Origin of the sequence: Pseudomonas sp. S34 (genome assembly GCF_009866745.1) — a bacterium.
Lineage (GTDB): Bacteria > Pseudomonadota > Gammaproteobacteria > Pseudomonadales > Pseudomonadaceae > Aquipseudomonas > Aquipseudomonas jessenii.
On the sequence record NZ_CP019398.1, the window covers coordinates 5,944,577 to 5,961,112 of the forward strand.

The following is a 16,536-nucleotide window of genomic DNA, read 5'->3' on the forward strand; positions in this document are numbered from 1 at the left end:
TGAACCCGCAACCATCGCTGCGGGGTTCGAATTTTATACGGCTGCCGCTGGAGTCGCCGGGGCGCGGTGATACGCCAGCCAGATCAGGAACAGCCCGCCGACGATCATCGGTACGCACAGCACCTGGCCCATGGTCAGCCAGTTCCAGGCCAGATAGCCCAACTGGGCGTCCGGTACGCGGACGAACTCGACGATGAAACGGAAGATGCCATAGAACAGCGCGAACATCCCCGATACCGCCATAGTCGGCCGTGGCTTGCGCGAGAACAGCCACAGGATCAGGAACAGTGCCACGCCTTCGAGGGCGAACTGGTACAGCTGCGACGGATGACGCGCCAGTTGCGCCGGATCGGTCGGAAAGACCATCGCCCACGGCACGTCGGTTGCCTTGCCCCACAACTCGGCGTTGATGAAGTTGCCGATACGCCCGGCGCCCAGGCCAATCGGCACCATCGGCGCAACGAAATCCATCAGCTGGAAGAACGACTTGTTGTTCTTCTTGCCGAACCACAATGCCGCCAGCATCACGCCGATGAAACCGCCGTGGAACGACATACCGCCCTTCCACACTTCAAAGATCAACAGCGGGTTGGCGAGGTAAGCGCTCAGATCGTAGAACAGCACATAACCCAAGCGCCCGCCGACAATCACCCCCATCGACATCCAGAAGACCATGTCGGAGAGTTTTTCCTTGGTCCAGGTCGGGTCGAAGCGATTCAACCGACGGGACGCCAGCAGCCAGGCGCCGCCGATGCCGATCAGGTACATCAGACCGTACCAGTGGATTTTCAGCGGACCGATGGCCAGGGCCACCGGGTCGATCTGCGGGTAAGGCAGCATTGCGACTCCTCGTTAGAGTTCAAATCTTAAAAATTCCCGGGCGACGCTGCCACCTCAGGATTAAGCCAGGATTGCGCCGCCCGTCAGAACAGATGCTTCAGACTAGAAAGTTCAGGCCAACGCAGAACAGCAAAGCGGCAAACAGCCGTTTCAGCAACTTCGGCGACAACCTGTGGGCCAATCGCGCGCCCAAGCGGGCGAACACCATGCTGGTCAGGGCAACGCCCAACAACGCCGGCAAATAAATGAAACCGAGACTATGGGCCGGGAGCAACGGATCGTGCCAGCCCAGAATCATGAAACTTAATGCACTGGCCAGGGCAATCGGCAGACCGCAGGCCGATGAAGTGGCCACGGCTTGCTGCATCGGCACACTGCGCCAGGTCAGGAACGGCACGGTCAACGAACCGCCGCCAATGCCGAAAATCGCCGAAGCCCAGCCAATCACGCTGCCGGCCACGGTCAGACCGAGTTTGCCCGGCACCGTTCGGCTGGCCTTGGGTTTGACCTCAAGCGCCAGCTGAGCGGCGATCACCAGGGCGAAAACACCAATGAGCTTCTGCAGGTTGGGGCCGGAAATCGCTTCGGCCGTCAGCGCGCCAAACCCGGCACCGACCAGAATGCCGACGGTCATCCACATGAAGATCGGCCAACGCACGGCGCCACGGCGATGATGCTCGCGTACCGCGTTGACCGAGGTAAAGATGATCGTCGCCAGGGAGGTACCCACCGCCAGGTGCGTGAGGATCGACGGATCGAACCCTTGGGCCTTGAAGCTGAACACCAGTACCGGGACGATGATGATCCCGCCGCCCACGCCAAACAGCCCGGCGAGTACACCTGCACAGGCGCCGAGCGCCAGATAGAGCAGAAATTCCATGTCGTCCCGCCCGCATCCCCAAAACCGGAGCGGCATGGTAACGGATGCATGGCCTCAAGCTCCACTGCGCAAGGCGATGGATCGATGAGCGATGTCTGCGTAGAGTGAGCAAAAAACACACAAGGACAGCCTGATGTGCCTGATTGTTTTTGCCTGGCGACCGAGTCATGCCCAGCCGCTGGTCGTGGCGGCCAATCGCGATGAATTCTACGCCCGCCCCAGCCTGCCCCTGGCGCCATGGCCCGAAGCCCCGCATGTGCATGCCGGGCGCGACCTCGAGGCCGGTGGCACCTGGCTCGGTGTCGGTGCCAACGGACGATTTGCGGCGCTGACCAACATCCGCGATCCCCTTCGACCACCGGGACGCAAGTCTCGTGGGGAGCTGGTCGCGCGATTCCTCGAGGGCGATTGCTCGATTGATGACTATTTGGCCGACGTTGTCAGACGTTCGCCTGAATATGGCGGTTTCAATCTACTGGTTGGCAACAGGAACGAGCTCTGGCACTTCAACGCCCGGGAGACGGAAGCCGTGATGCTGCAACCGGGAGTCTACGGCGTGTCGAACGCCGGCCTGGATACGCCGTGGCCGAAGCTGCTCAAGGCCAAGGCTGCATTGAGCGAGGTGCTGGATGATCCGCAGCCTCAGGCGCTGCTGGCGTTATTGAGCGATGCGCAGACCGCGCCGTTTGCCGAGTTGCCGGATACCGGAGTGGGGCTGGTCACCGAAACGTTGTTGTCGAGCGTGTTCATTGCCAGCCAGAGTTATGGAACGCGGGCGAGTACGGCGTTGATTGTGCAGGCGGATGGGGCGCTGCATATGGTCGAGCGCAGTTTCGGGCCGTATGGCGGGCATCTTGGGGAAGTGGAGATCAGGCTTTAGTTTTGTGTTGCCAGCACAGGCCTCATCGCGAGCAAGCTCGCTCCCACAGGGGATTTGCGGCGTTCACAGATCCAGTGTGGGAGCGAGCTTGCTCGCGATGAGGCCATCAGCGTTTTAGAGGGGCTTGATTGCTGCCGGATTGATCATCCGCGCCAACCCGAGGTTCTTCAGTGCCAGCTGCAACGAGCTGTGAATCACTTGCGGGTTATCGATGGTCATTAGCTCAGCCAGCAATTCCCTGGCCTTGCTCAGGTTGATCTGGCGCAGCATCCACTTCACTTTCGGCAAGTTGGTGGCGTTCATCGACAGGCTGTCGAACCCCATCGCCATCAACAGCACCGCCGCCGCCGGATCACCGGCCATTTCACCGCAGATGCTCACTGGCTTGCCTTCGGCGTGGGCATCACGCACCACGTTCTGCAGCGCCTGAAGCACCGCCGGGTGCAGGTAATCGTAAAGGTCGGCCACCCGCGGGTTGTTGCGGTCCACGGCCAGCAGGTACTGGGTCAGGTCGTTGGAACCGACCGACAGGAAATCCACTTGCCGCGCCAGTTCTTTGGTCTGGTACACCGCCGCCGGAATCTCGATCATCACGCCAATCGGCGGCATCGGCACGTCGCAGCCTTCGTCGCGTACTTCGCCCCAGGCGCGGTGGATCAGGTGCAGCGCTTCTTCCAGTTCATGGGTGCCGGAGATCATCGGCAGCAGAATCCGCAGGTTGTTCAGGCCTTCGCTGGCCTTGAGCATGGCACGGGTCTGCACCAGGAAGATTTCCGGGTGGTCGAGGGTGACGCGAATGCCGCGCCAGCCGAGGAACGGGTTGTCTTCCTTGATCGGGAAGTACGACAGTGACTTGTCGCCGCCGATGTCCAGGGTACGCATGGTGACGGGTTGCGGGTGGAACGCAGACAGTTGCTCGCGGTAGATCGCCAGTTGTTCCTTTTCGCTCGGGAAACGCTGGTTGATCATGAACGGCACTTCGGTGCGGTACAGGCCCACGCCTTCGGCACCACGCTTCTGCGCACGCGCCACATCCGCCAGAAGGCCGGTGTTGACCCACAGCGGCATGCGGTGGCCATCGACCGTCACGCACGGCAGATCGCGCAGCGCATCCAGCCCCAGGGCCAGTTGTTTCTCTTCCTCGACCACCTCGGCGAACTGCTTGCGCAGCACTTCACTCGGGTTGGTGTAGACCTCGCCGTGGTAGCCGTCGACGATCATCTGGATGCCGTCGACCTTGGAGTACGGCAGGTCGACCAGGCCCATCACGGTCGGGATGCCCATGGCGCGGGCCAGGATCGCGACGTGGGAGTTACCGGAACCGAGTACCGACACCAGGCCGGCCAGCTTGCCTTCCGGCACCTCGCCAAGCATCGCCGGCGTCAGTTCTTCGCTGACCAGAATGGTGTTGTCGGGGTAGACCAGGGTTTGCTGGCGCTCTTCCTGCAAATAAGCCAGCAAGCGACGGCCGAGATCCTTGACGTCCGATGCTCGCTCGCGCAGGTAAGCGTCGTCCATCAATTCGAAACGGTTGACGTGATCGGTGACCACCTGGCGCAACGCACCCTGGGCCCACTGGCCGGTCTTGATCACGGTGGTCACTTCGCTGCCCAGCGCAGCATCGTCGAGCATCATCAGGTAGACGTCGAACAAGGCCCGCTCTTCCGGGCGCAACTGCGTGGCAAGCTTGGCGGACAAGGTGCGCATGTCGGCGCGCACGCCCTCGATGGCGGTCTTGAACAGCCCCAGTTCGGCGTCGATGTCGGTGATGGTCTTGTCCGGCACCACGTCCAGGTCAGCGGGCGGCAGCATGACCACCGCAGTACCGACCGCGGCACCCGGCGAGCCCGGCACGCCGACGAACTTGGCTTCCTGGATGCCCTTGCCCTGACGACCCAGGCCACGGATGGAGCCTGTGGCCTCGGCATGGGCGATAACGCCGGCCAACTGCGCGCTCATGGTCACGAGGAAGGCTTCTTCCCCTTCATCGAACTGGCGACGCTCTTTTTGCTGGATGACCAACACGCCGACGACGCGACGGTGGTGGATGATCGGCGCGCCGAGGAACGAAGCGAAACGCTCTTCACCGGTTTCGGCGAAGTAGCGATAGCGCGGGTGGTCCGCGGCGTTTTCGAGGTTCAGGGGTTCTTCACGCGTGCCGACCAGACCCACCAGACCTTCGTTGGGGGCCATGCTGACCTTGCCGATCGAGCGCTTGTTCAAGCCCTCGGTGGCCATCAGTACGAACCGGTTGGTCTCCGGATCAAGCAGGTAGACCGAGCAGACCTGACTGCCCATGGCCTCTTTGACGCGCAACACAATAATCCCCAACGCCGCCTTGAGATCCTTGGCGGAGTTAACTTCCTGGACGATCTTGCGCAGCGTATTGAGCATGGCTCGGGGTCGAACTCCGTCGTCAGTCGCGCGCTAAAAGGCGCGGGGCAAGCTCTTTGAGAGCGCGTCGATACACCTCGCGCTTGAATGTCACCACCTGGCCCAACGGATACCAATAGCTGACCCAGCGCCAGCCATCGAATTCCGGTTTACCGGTCAAATCCATCCGCACCCGCTGCTCGTTGGAGACCAGGCGCAGGAGAAACCATTTCTGTTTCTGGCCGATGCACAGCGGTTGGCTGTGGGTACGTACCAGACGTTGCGGCAAACGATAGCGCAACCAGCCCCGGGTGCAGGCGAGAATTTCAACATCTTCGCGCTCAAGGCCCACTTCTTCGTTCAGCTCGCGGTACAAGGCGTCTTCTGGCGTCTCTTCGGGGTTGATTCCCCCCTGCGGAAACTGCCAGGCATCTTGATTGATTCGGCGAGCCCATAGCACCTGGCCGGCGTCATTCGTCAGAATGATCCCGACATTGGGGCGAAAACCATCGGGGTCGATCACGGCAACAACCTCGCAAACGCATGTCGCCGCATTGTTCCACAAAGGTTGTGAAGGCGGCAACGAAGGTTCCTACCTTATGTGCACTCTTGTGAAAAGACCGTATTCTTGTCGCCTTTTTACTGACTTTTCAGCGGGTAACTGCAATGCGCCTGGCTTTATTCGATTTGGACAACACCCTTCTGGGCGGTGACAGCGATCACGCCTGGGGCGATTACCTGTGCGAGCGCGGCTTTCTCGACGCCGTCGCCTACAAGGCTCGCAACGATGCGTTCTACCAGGATTACCTGGCCGGCAAACTGGATAACGCTGCTTACCTGAACTTCTGCCTGGAAGTACTCGGCCGCACCGAAATGGCCACGCTGGATCAGTGGCACAGCGATTACATGCGCGACTGCATCGAACCGATCGTGCTGCCCAAGGGGCTTGAGCTACTGAAGAAGCACCGCGATGCCGGCGACAAACTGGTGATCATCACGGCGACCAACCGCTTCGTCACAGGCCCCATTGCCGAGCGTCTGGGCGTCGACACCCTGATCGCCACAGAATGCGAAATGCTCGATGGCCGCTACACCGGGCGCAGCACCGACGTGCCGTGCTTCCGCGAGGGCAAGGTTACGCGCTTGAATCGCTGGCTGGAGGAAACCGGGTTTACGCTGGAAGACAGCTACTTCTATAGCGATTCGATGAATGATTTTCCGTTGCTGGAGCAGGTGACCCATCCGGTGGCGGTCGATCCGGATCCGAACCTGCGGGCCGAGGCCGAGAAGCGTGGCTGGCCGGTGATCAGCCTGCGTGGCTGATGCCCCCTTACTGTAGGAGCGAGCTTGCTCGCGATGGTCGTTAACGATAACGCGGGGCACCTTATGCCCCGCGGCGATCTTGAGTTTTTCGCGAGCAATCGAGCGTCGACCGGCTGCTCCTACACTGGCTTCGCGCCCATCAACCCGGCAATGGCGACAAAGCAGACAAAGCTGAACAACGCCAAGGCAAAGGTGAATTTCCCCACGCCACCCGGTGTCTTGCGCAGTTTGTTGAGCCGCACCAGCAGCCAGAACCACGCCAGTGCCGCCACGGTGTACAACACGCTGGAGGCCAGCAACCAGGTCTGCCCCAGCGGCCAGCCCACCAGATGCACCATCCACCAGCCGGTAAACGGCATGCTCAGCAGCGCCAGGCCCATCAGCAGCCAGATAAACACCCTTGGCCGCTGCAAGGTACGACTACCCGCCGTCGCGTCACCCTTGCGCCGCGCCAGCAAAACCCAGACTCCCAGCCCCAGCGCACAAGCCAGCAGTACAACTGTCGCCACCATGTGCGCCGCTTTCAGAGCAGTTAACGTTTCCATTGTCAGATTTCCTTATTGCCTTGCCCGTCAGCGTAGCCGTTCAGCCAAGAAACAGCTGATAGGCCGGGTTGTCGCTTTCGTCCCAGTACGGGTAACCGATTTCTTCCAGCGCCGCCGGCACCAGGTGGCGCTCGTCGTGGGGCACCTGCAGGCCCGCGACGACCCGACCATCCGCCGCGCCATGGTTGCGGTAGTGGAACATTGAGATGTTCCAACGCCCGCCCAGCTTGTTGAGGAAGTTGAACAGCGCGCCCGGACGCTCCGGGAATTCGAAACGCAGGATCACTTCGTCGACCACATGCGCCGCACGCCCGCCGACCATGTGGCGGATGTGCAGCTTGGCCAGTTCGTTGTCGGTCAGGTCCAGCACCGGGAAACCCTGCTCGCTCAGGCTGGCGATCAGCGCGCTGCGCGGGTCGTTTTCCGGGTGGGTCTGCACGCCGACAAAGATGTGCGCTTCGCTGCCGGTGTTGTAGCGGTAGTTGAATTCGGTGATCTGGCGCTTGCCTATGGCCTCGCAGAACGCCTTGAAGCTGCCCGGTTTCTCGGGAATGGTCACGGCGATGATCGCTTCGCGGCCCTCGCCCAGCTCCGCACGCTCGGCGACGTGGCGCAGGCGATCGAAGTTGACGTTGGCCCCGGAGTCGATGGCCACGAAGGTCTGGCCGCTGACGCCGCGCTGCTCGACATACTTCTTGATCCCGGCCACGCCCAAGGCGCCGGCAGGTTCGGTGATCGAGCGGGTATCGTCGTAGATATCCTTGATGGCGGCGCAGATTTCATCGGTGCTGACGGTGATCACTTCGTCGACATGGTCTTTGCAGATGTCAAAGGTGTGCTGACCGATCTGGGCCACCGCAACACCGTCGGCGAAGAGGCCTACGGTCGGCAGTACCACGCGCTCGCCGGCCGCCATGGCCGCTTGCAGGCAATTGGAGTCATCCGGTTCGACGCCGATGATCTTGATGTCCGGGCGCAGGTACTTCACGTACGCCGCGATGCCGGCGATCAGGCCGCCACCACCCACCGGGACGAAAATCGCATCCAATGGCTGCGGGTGCTGGCGCAGAATCTCCATCGCCACGGTGCCCTGCCCGGCAATGGTGTGGGGATCGTCGTACGGGTGAATGTAGACGTAGCCTTTTTCGTCGACCAGTTTCAGCGAGTAGGCCAGGGCTTCCGGGAACGAGTCGCCGTGCAGCACCACTTTGCCGCCACGGGAGCGCACGCCTTCGACCTTGATCTCCGGGGTGGTCTTGGGCATGACGATGGTCGCTTTCACGCCCAACACCTTCGCCGCCAGGGCCAGGCCCTGGGCATGGTTGCCCGCCGACGCGGTGACCACGCCGCGAGCGCGTTCTTCGTCGCTCAACTGGGTCAACTTGTTGTAGGCGCCGCGAATCTTGAACGAGAACACCGGCTGCAAGTCTTCGCGCTTGAGCCAAATGCTGTTGCCCAGCCGCTCGGAGAGCTGGCGGGCAGACTGCAACGGAGTTTCTACGGCAACGTCATAAACGCGCGAGGTGAGGATCTTTTTGACGTACTGTTCAAGCATCGGAAAGCATCACTGAGCGGGTTGGGCAGGACCAAGGAGTCTAACCCGGCTTTCAGGCGTGCGACCACCCTGTAGGAGCGAGCCTGCTCGCGAAAAACTCGAGGGCGCCGCTGGCTGTCCGGTTTTACGCGTTATCGTTCACGACCATCGCGAGCAGGCTCGCTCCTACAGGGAACAGTCACGACCTGCCAATCGGGCAATGACCTTCCCCGCCCCGAAGCCTATAATGCCGGCCTTTCGTCCCCTCCCAGGCACCCCGGAGCCCGCATGAACCAGGATCAACTCAAACAGGCAGTGGCTCAGGCCGCCGTCGACTTCATCCTTCCGAAACTCGACGACAAGAGCATCGTCGGGGTCGGCACCGGCTCCACCGCCAACTGCTTCATCGACGCGCTGGCCAAGCACAAGGGCGCATTCGACGGCGCCGTCGCCAGTTCCGAAGCCACTGCCGCGCGTCTCAAGGGCCACGGGATTCCGGTGTACGAACTGAACACCGTCAGCGATCTGGAGTTCTACGTCGACGGCGCCGATGAAAGCGACGAGCACCTGAACCTGATCAAGGGCGGCGGCGCTGCCCTGACCCGCGAGAAGATTGTCGCGGCCGTGGCCAAGACCTTCATCTGCATCGCCGACGCCAGCAAACTGGTGCCGGTCCTCGGTACTTTCCCGCTACCGGTGGAAGTGATCCCGATGGCCCGCAGCCACGTGGCCCGCGAACTGGTGAAGCTCGGCGGCGACCCGGTTTACCGCGAAGGCGTGCTGACCGACAACGGCAACATCATCCTCGACGTGTTCAACATGCAGATCACCAATCCGGTGGAGCTGGAGACACAGATCAATGCGATCGTCGGCGTGGTCACCAACGGTTTGTTCGCGGCACGTCCGGCGGATCTGTTGTTGCTGGGGACCAGCGAAGGCGTGAAGACCCTGCGCGCCGAGTAACCTGGACCACCCACACTTTTGTGGGCAGATGAAAAACCTGTGGGAGCGGGCTTGCTCGCGAAAGCGGTCTCTCAGTTGATATCTCTGTCGACTGACACGACCCCTTCGCGAGCAAGCCCGCTCCCACAGTCGTTTTGGGGTGTTAGTTAGAGTTGCGTGGGTTTCTTGAACACGTAGAACAGGTTCGGCTCGCTGACGATGTACAGCGTACCGTCGTCGTCCACGGCAATCCCCTCCGCTTGCGGCACGGTTTTTTGCAGGCCATGGCGTCCCTTGCTCAATGACATCGTGCTCAGCGGCCGCCCATCCACATCCAGCTCCAGAATCAATCGCGACTCATCCGACAGCGCCAGCAAATGCCCGCTGCGCTCATCGTATTGCAGGCTCGACAGATCCCGCACGAACATCCCGGCATCACGCTTGGGGTCGTTGATCACGTGCACCGAGTAGGATTCTTCAGGATTGAAGCGCGGAAAACCGTGCACCTCGTAGATCAGCATCGGGTTGCGCTCCTTGGCGACGAACAGGCGCTTGCCCACTGAATCGTAAGCCAGGCCCTCGAAGCCCTTGTTGCCGCCCATGTGAACGCCAATGGTCATCTGCTCGGCATCTGCCGCATCAACGAAAGTGGTGTCCTGCTCCAGACGAATCTTGATCAGCCGCTGCTGACTTTCGTCAGTGACCACGTAGATGTCTTCGCTGATGAACTCCACCGCCTCCGGATCGCCGAAACCGACCAGCGCCACACGACGCAAGATCCTGCCGTCGAGGGACAACTCGATCAGCTCGCTTCGTTTGTTGGTGACGGTGAACAGGCTTTTGCGTACCGGGTCGTAAGTCAGCGCTGAAACGTTGTCGGCCAGGCCATCGATCACCTGCGCCTCGGTCACGACCTGGTATTGGTCCAGGCCCATGGACCGGGAACTCACCGGCTGCCACAGCGTATGCAGATTGAACCAGGTACGCTCGAACAGGCGCATGTACTGGGCGATCGCTATCAATGCGATCAGCAAGATCACCGACAGGATCAGGATCAGGGATTTGGGGCGGGCAAATCGACGCATTCGGGTGGGCTCTGGGTCAAAACAGGCGGATGAAATATCACGCCCGTCTGAACTGAAGCTTAATGGCCGCCGGCCTTTTACGTACAGGCAATCAGCGCAGGCGTTGGTTACTTCTGTTTTTCGAAGCGATAAAACAGATTCGGCTCACTCACCATGTACAGCGTGCCCGCTTCATCCATGGTCACGCCTTCGGCACGGGGAATGGTATTTTTCAGGCCGTTGAAGCCACGCAGCAGGGTGATGAAACTGACCTGCTCACCCTTCTTGTCCAGCTCCAGCAACAGGTGCGAGTCGGCGGACAACACCAGCATGTGGCCAGTCCGCGGGTCGACGGCCAAGGCAGACAAGTTGCGCATGTCCAGCGCATGGCTGGCCAGCTTCAGCTTGTCGCCGGTCAGGACCTTGCCGTCACCTTTCCAGGCAAACAATGCCGGCGGGCGCTCTTCGCCCAGCAGCAGTTGCTGATTGCTCGGGTCCCAGGTGACACCCTCGAACGCCTTGTTCTGGTCGCTGGAAGGCCCGAGGTCGTATTTCGGGAAATCGGCCATATTCAATTCGCGGGTATCGGCATCGACCTTGACGATAGAGATCAGATGCTCGCGCTCATCGACAATGGCCAGCCGGCCGTCGCCCAGCACGGTGACGCCCTCAGGGTTGCTCCAGCCCACCAACGGCATTTTGCGCAGCACATCGCCCTGCAGGTTCAATTCGACCAGGAACGGGTTCTTGCCCATGACCGAAAACAGAGTCTTGGTCTGAGGGTCGTAGGCCATGTCCGATGCTTCATCCTTCTCCATGCCCGGCAACGGCTTGGCATCGATCACCGCACGATAGTCCGGCAGCCAGATGCTCGCCTGGCGCTCGGCCGGGCTCTTGAATTGTTCCTTCACCCAGAGCACGCCCCGCGAATCCCAGTGCATGGCGAATGCAACGCCGTAGGCGACAACAGCCACCAGCAGCAGCCAGGTGTGCCAACGCAGGGCGAAGCGCGAACGGCGGACAGGTTCAAGCGTGGAAAGCGGAGAAGTGGCCATCGGGGAATGCGTTCCAGAAATTCAGGCTAGGGGTAATAGCACAGTTTGGGGCCGGCTCAGAGGCCGAAAGCCCTGAAATTATCCAGACTGGATGTGAAAAAAACGGGAAATGACAGGATGAGCCATTTATAGGCCACCACAAAACCAATGTGGGAGCGGGCTTGCTCGCGAAAGCGGTGTGCCAGGCAACACTTAGTCGACTGTCACGCCCTCTTCGCGAGCAAGCCCGCTCCCACAGGGTTTGGCGGTGCCTGGACTAGCGAACGCTGCTGGTGAAACTGCTGGCGCCCGGCAATTCCAGAACGATCTCGTCACCGACATTCAGCGGGCCAACGCCCACTGGCGTGCCGGTGAGGATCACGTCCCCGGCCTGCAACGAGAAGCAGCCGGCCATGTGCTGGATCATCGGCACGATCGGGTTGAGCATCGCGCTGCTGTTGCCGTCCTGGCGCACTTCACCGTTGATGGTCAGGCGGATGCCGATGTCGGTCAGGTCGGCAAACGTGCTGCCGGACACGAACGGAGCAAGCACTGCCGCGCCGTCGAAGGACTTGGCGATTTCCCAGGGCAGGCCCTTGGATTTCAGCTCGGCCTGCTTGTCGCGCAGGGTCAGGTCCAGGGCTGGAGCGAAGCCGGAGATGGCGTCGAGCACTTCTTCGCGGCTCGGTTTGGTCGACAACGGCTTGCCGATCAACACCGCGATTTCCGCTTCGTAATGCACCGAACCGCGTTCGGTCGGAATGCTGAAACCGCCTTCCAGCGGCACCACGCAACTGCCCGGCTTGATGAACAGCAGTGGCTCGGTCGGCACCGGATTGTCCAGTTCCTTGGCGTGTTCGGCGTAGTTACGGCCGATGCACACCACTTTCCCAAACGGGAAGTGAATGCGCGTACCGTCGACATACTGGTGCTGATAGCTCATTACCGACTCCTGCTTCGTTGGCTCTTAAAGTTCGAAAATCAAACAGCGAAAATCTTGCCCGGGTTCATGATGCCGTTCGGGTCGAACACCGCCTTGACGGCTTTCATGTACTCGATCTCGACCGGCGAGCGGCTGTAGGTCAGGTAGTCACGCTTGGTCATGCCCACGCCGTGCTCGGCGGAGATCGAACCGTTGTACTTCTCGACGGTTTCGAACACCCACTTGTTGACGGTGGCGCACTTGGCGAAGAACTCATCCTTGCTCAGGTTATCCGGCTTGAGGATGTTCAAGTGCAGGTTGCCGTCGCCGATGTGGCCGAACCAGACGATTTCGAAATCCGGGTAGTGTTCACCGACGATCGCGTCGATTTCCTTCAGGAATGCCGGAACTTTCGATACGGTGACCGAAATGTCGTTCTTGTACGGCGTCCAGTGGGAAATGGTTTCGGAGATGTATTCGCGCAGCTTCCACAGGTTCTGCAACTGGGTTTCGCTCTGGCTCATCACGCCGTCCAGCACCCAGCCCTGCTCGACGCAGTGCTCGAAGGTTTCCAGGGCGTGGTTGGCCACTTCTTCGGTGGTCGCTTCGAATTCCAGCAGCGCATAGAACGGGCAGTCGGATTCGAACGGCGCCGGCACATCGCCACGGGCCATGACTTTGGCCAGGGCTTTGTCGGAGAAGAATTCGAAGGCGGTCAGGTCAAGCTTGCTCTGGAAGGCGTGCAGCACCGGCATGATCGAGTCGAAATCGGCGGTGCCGAGGACCATGGCGGTGAGATTTTTCGGCGCGCGGTCCAGGCGCATGGTCGCTTCGACCACGAACCCGAGGGTGCCTTCGGCGCCGATGAACAGCTGACGCATGTCGTAGCCGGTGGCGTTCTTGATCAGGTCACGGTTCAGCTCCAGCACATCGCCCTTGCCGGTGACCACTTTCATGCCGGCAACCCAGTTACGGGTCATGCCGTAGCGAATCACCTTGATCCCGCCGGCATTGGTGCCGATATTGCCGCCAATCTGGCTCGAACCTGCCGAAGCGAAGTCCACCGGGTAGTACAGGCCGTTTTCTTCGGCCACGTTCTGCAGGTGCTCGGTGACCACGCCCGGCTGGCAAACGGCCGTGCGGTCAGTGAGGTTCACGTCGAGGATCTGGTTCATGTAGTCGAACGACACGACCACTTCACCATTGGCCGCCACCGCTGCCGCGGAAAGACCGGTACGACCACCCGACGGCACCAGCGCCACCTTGTGTTTGTTGGCCCACAGGACTATGGCCTGGACCTGCTCGGTGGTCTTGGGGAACACGATGGCGGTCGGGGCCGGGGCGAAATGCTTGGTCCAATCCTTTCCGTAAGCATTCAGGGAGTCGGCATCGGTCAGCACCTTGCCAGGCTCAACCAGGGTCTTCAGCTCTTCAATCAGGGCAGGATTGGTCATCGACAGAACTCTCGAACAATTCATGGTCATCCTGAGAACGCTTCACGTCGCAGGAATGAGTGTTTAGCGGGGTGCATATGCTAGCATAACGACCCCGCAGGATAGTGCCCAAGGGCTGTTCTGCGGTGACGGCTTTCCTGCCGTGCGGGTCAGCTCCGGGCTGCTCCCTTTCCTGCCATTTTTCTCCGGGATACAGGTTTACGCAGATGAGCAAGACTTCTCTCGATAAGAGCAAGATCAAGTTCCTTCTTCTCGAAGGCGTCCACCAATCGGCTGTCGACGTCCTCAAGGCGGCGGGCTACACCAGCATCGAGTACCTCACTGGTTCTCTGCCGGAAGCCCAGCTCAAGGAAAAGATCGCCGATGCTCACTTCATCGGCATTCGCTCCCGCACTCAACTGACCGAAGAGATCTTCGATCACGCGAAGAAGCTCGTGGCTGTAGGGTGTTTCTGCATCGGCACCAACCAGGTCGACCTGGACGCGGCCCGCGAACGCGGCATCGCGGTGTTCAACGCACCGTACTCCAACACCCGTTCCGTAGCGGAGCTGGTGCTGGCCGAAGCAATCCTGCTGCTGCGCGGCATCCCTGAGAAGAACGCTTCCTGCCACCGTGGCGGCTGGATCAAGAGCGCGGCCAACTCCTTCGAGATCCGCGGCAAGAAGCTGGGCATCGTCGGTTACGGCTCGATCGGTACTCAACTGTCGGTCCTGGCGGAAGGCCTGGGCATGCAGGTGTACTTCTACGACACCATCACCAAGCTGCCACTGGGTAACGCCACTCAGGTAGGCAACCTGCACGAGCTGCTGGCGATGTCCGACATCGTTTCGCTGCACGTACCGGAAACCGCCGCCACCCAGTGGATGATGGGCGAGAAGGAAATCCGCGCCATCAAGAAAGGCGGCATCCTGATCAACGCCGCCCGCGGCACCGTGGTCGAACTGGACCACCTGGCGGCTGCCATCAAGGACAAGCACCTGATCGGCGCGGCCATCGACGTATTCCCGGTGGAGCCACGCTCCAACGACGAAGAGTTCGAAAGCCCGCTGCGTGGCCTGGACAACGTGATCCTGACCCCGCACATCGGTGGCTCTACCGCTGAAGCCCAGGCCAACATCGGTCTGGAAGTGGCGGAAAAACTGGTCAAGTACAGCGACAACGGTACTTCGGTATCGTCCGTGAACTTCCCGGAAGTGGCCCTGCCGGCTCACCCTGGCAAGCACCGCCTGCTGCACATCCACGAAAACATTCCGGGCGTGCTCAGCGAGATCAACAAAGTCTTCGCCGAAAACGGCATCAACATCTCCGGTCAGTTCCTGCAGACCAACGAGAAGGTCGGCTACGTGGTGATCGACGTCGACGCCGAGTACTCGGACCTGGCGCAAGAGAAGCTGCAACACGTCAAGGGCACCATCCGTAGCCGGGTGCTGTTCTGATCGCGACTTGAGCGACAAAAAAGGGAGCCTTCGGGCTCCCTTTTTCATTCACGCTACAACGTTACTTGACGTTGACGGTGATCTTCTCGGAAACGATCGGCGGATCGAACGGCATGTGGTTGCTATCGCCCAGTTCAAGCTGCAAGGTGTGTTTGCCCGGCGTGAGCGTTACTTCAGCCTGGGTCTGCGCGTTGCCGAAATGCTGGTGGTTGGCATCTTTGGGAATCGGCGCACCGGCGGCTGGCAGTTCGTCGACGTCGATCAGCAAGTGGTGATGACCGGTGTTCTTGGTGGTATTGCCCGCCGGTGCCAGGGCAACGTTCTCGACAGCGAACTTGACGACGACCGTCTGTGGAACCGTCGCGCCATCCTTGGGAGACACGATAGACACTTCGGCGCCCTTCGGAGCCGGCGTTGCACTGGCCAGCACCGAAACACCCATCAACAGGCCAGCCAAAGCAGCACGTGACATAAAGGTTTTCATTCTCTTCTCCAGTTTTTCCGTAAAATTCGCGTGACCATGACAACTTCACGGCCATTCGTTGTCGAAGGCACTCGACAACCATAGCAAAGCGAGCCTGAATCAGAGGATCGCGATAATAAATTCAAAGGAGTGACCATGCGCTTTCTGCCTGGCCTGATCTGCCTGCTACCCCTTCTGAGCCCTTTGGCTCATGCCGAATTGATTGATGACGTCAACGACCGGGGCGAATTGCGCATTGCCGTTGAAGCCAACACTCCCCCGTTCAATTTCAAGGATGACGACAAGCTCACCGGCTTCGAAATCGAGTTGGGCCAACTGCTCGCAAGTGAACTCGATGTCCGGGCCGACTTCGTCGTCACCGACGGCAGCGATCTGCTGACCGGCGTCGAAAGCGGCAAATACGACATCGCTATCAACCACATAGCAGTGACCCCGGATCTCAAGGATCGTTTCGACTTCAGCGAACCTTACATTCAAACCAATGCGCAATTGATCGCGCAGAAAGAAGAGCCTCGCTCCATTTTGCTGGTCCAGTCGCTGACGGAAGAGAAGCCCAAAACCAACCCGGCCGTGAACCTGGCGATTCCGTTTCAGAAGGGTAATCCGGCGTTCCAAGCCAGCCTGGAAAACGCATTGCAACGAATCAAGGATGACGGGCGACTGCAAGCGCTGGAACAGAAGTGGCTGGGGGCGGATGCGGGTGTGACGCCCAAGCCGAAAGAACAATGAAACCCAACTGTGGGAGCGGGCTTGCTCGCGAAGGCGGTGTATCAGTCAGCATCCCTTTCGACTGACATGCCCCCTTCGCGAGCAAGCCCGCTCCCA

Annotated in this window: 16 protein-coding genes; 5 read left to right on the top strand and 11 right to left on the bottom strand. The window is 60.5% G+C overall.

Features of this window, described 5'->3' with window-relative positions; genetic code table 11:
* Positions 1-33 precede the first annotated feature (33 nt).
* Positions 34-840: a prolipoprotein diacylglyceryl transferase gene (gene lgt / locus PspS34_RS26710; RefSeq protein WP_154860941.1), complete on the bottom strand. Its 807-nt coding sequence runs from the start codon at positions 838-840 to the stop codon at positions 34-36.
* Positions 841-937: 97 nt separating this feature from the next.
* Positions 938-1,720 carry a sulfite exporter TauE/SafE family protein gene (locus PspS34_RS26715; RefSeq protein ID WP_150718527.1) on the bottom strand — a complete coding sequence of 261 codons (783 nt, stop codon included), beginning with the start codon at positions 1,718-1,720 and terminating at the stop codon, positions 938-940.
* Positions 1,721-1,853: 133 nt separating this feature from the next.
* On the opposite strand from PspS34_RS26715, the gene PspS34_RS26720 reads away from it, so the two are divergent.
* Complete coding sequence (locus PspS34_RS26720) at positions 1,854-2,600, top strand: NRDE family protein (RefSeq protein WP_154860940.1); 747 nt, start codon at positions 1,854-1,856, stop codon at positions 2,598-2,600.
* A 114-nt stretch (positions 2,601-2,714) separates the two neighbouring features.
* Here the strand turns inward: PspS34_RS26720 and ptsP are convergent, their stop codons facing one another.
* Positions 2,715-4,994 carry a phosphoenolpyruvate--protein phosphotransferase gene (ptsP, locus tag PspS34_RS26725; RefSeq protein ID WP_057712870.1) on the bottom strand — a complete coding sequence of 760 codons (2,280 nt, stop codon included), beginning with the start codon at positions 4,992-4,994 and terminating at the stop codon, positions 2,715-2,717.
* A 22-nt stretch (positions 4,995-5,016) separates the two neighbouring features.
* Positions 5,017-5,496, bottom strand: a complete 480-nt coding sequence (locus tag PspS34_RS26730) for an RNA pyrophosphohydrolase (RefSeq protein WP_053163553.1) — start codon at positions 5,494-5,496, stop codon at positions 5,017-5,019.
* A gap of 143 nt (positions 5,497-5,639) precedes the next feature.
* On the opposite strand from PspS34_RS26730, the gene PspS34_RS26735 reads away from it, so the two are divergent.
* Positions 5,640-6,296 (top strand): HAD family hydrolase, encoded by a 657-nt coding sequence (locus PspS34_RS26735; protein ID WP_154860939.1) that lies wholly within the window; start codon positions 5,640-5,642, stop codon positions 6,294-6,296.
* A 119-nt stretch (positions 6,297-6,415) separates the two neighbouring features.
* Here the strand turns inward: PspS34_RS26735 and PspS34_RS26740 are convergent, their stop codons facing one another.
* Positions 6,416-6,841, bottom strand: a complete 426-nt coding sequence (locus tag PspS34_RS26740; protein WP_154860938.1) for a DUF2269 domain-containing protein — start codon at positions 6,839-6,841, stop codon at positions 6,416-6,418.
* A 40-nt stretch (positions 6,842-6,881) separates the two neighbouring features.
* Positions 6,882-8,396: a threonine ammonia-lyase, biosynthetic gene (ilvA, locus tag PspS34_RS26745; RefSeq protein WP_057712867.1), complete on the bottom strand. Its 1,515-nt coding sequence runs from the start codon at positions 8,394-8,396 to the stop codon at positions 6,882-6,884.
* Between the two features lie 267 nt (positions 8,397-8,663).
* Between ilvA and rpiA the strand changes: the two genes are divergently transcribed.
* Positions 8,664-9,338, top strand: coding sequence for a ribose-5-phosphate isomerase RpiA (rpiA, locus tag PspS34_RS26750; RefSeq protein WP_046039153.1), 675 nt, complete (start codon positions 8,664-8,666; stop codon positions 9,336-9,338).
* A 146-nt stretch (positions 9,339-9,484) separates the two neighbouring features.
* On the opposite strand, the gene PspS34_RS26755 is transcribed toward rpiA, so the two are convergent.
* From PspS34_RS26755 to PspS34_RS26770, 4 genes are all read right to left on the bottom strand, one after another.
* Positions 9,485-10,402 (bottom strand): SdiA-regulated domain-containing protein, encoded by a 918-nt coding sequence (locus PspS34_RS26755; protein ID WP_057712866.1) that lies wholly within the window; start codon positions 10,400-10,402, stop codon positions 9,485-9,487.
* Positions 10,403-10,509: 107 nt separating this feature from the next.
* A complete protein-coding gene (locus tag PspS34_RS26760) occupies positions 10,510-11,436 on the bottom strand; it encodes an SdiA-regulated domain-containing protein (RefSeq protein ID WP_150813766.1) in 927 nt (308 codons plus the stop codon).
* Between the two features lie 256 nt (positions 11,437-11,692).
* Positions 11,693-12,358 (bottom strand): fumarylacetoacetate hydrolase family protein, encoded by a 666-nt coding sequence (locus tag PspS34_RS26765; protein WP_154860937.1) that lies wholly within the window; start codon positions 12,356-12,358, stop codon positions 11,693-11,695.
* Positions 12,359-12,396: 38 nt separating this feature from the next.
* Positions 12,397-13,791, bottom strand: a complete 1,395-nt coding sequence (locus PspS34_RS26770) for an FAD-binding oxidoreductase (protein ID WP_032829505.1) — start codon at positions 13,789-13,791, stop codon at positions 12,397-12,399.
* Between the two features lie 206 nt (positions 13,792-13,997).
* Between PspS34_RS26770 and serA the strand changes: the two genes are divergently transcribed.
* Complete coding sequence (gene serA, locus PspS34_RS26775) at positions 13,998-15,227, top strand: phosphoglycerate dehydrogenase (RefSeq protein ID WP_007976393.1); 1,230 nt, start codon at positions 13,998-14,000, stop codon at positions 15,225-15,227.
* Between the two features lie 61 nt (positions 15,228-15,288).
* On the opposite strand, the gene PspS34_RS26780 is transcribed toward serA, so the two are convergent.
* Entirely contained in the window at positions 15,289-15,711 is a 423-nt protein-coding gene (locus tag PspS34_RS26780; protein WP_057712864.1) for a DUF4399 domain-containing protein, read from the bottom strand.
* Between the two features lie 135 nt (positions 15,712-15,846).
* Between PspS34_RS26780 and PspS34_RS26785 the strand changes: the two genes are divergently transcribed.
* Positions 15,847-16,440 carry a transporter substrate-binding domain-containing protein gene (locus tag PspS34_RS26785; protein ID WP_154860936.1) on the top strand — a complete coding sequence of 198 codons (594 nt, stop codon included), beginning with the start codon at positions 15,847-15,849 and terminating at the stop codon, positions 16,438-16,440.
* Positions 16,441-16,536 lie beyond the last annotated feature (96 nt).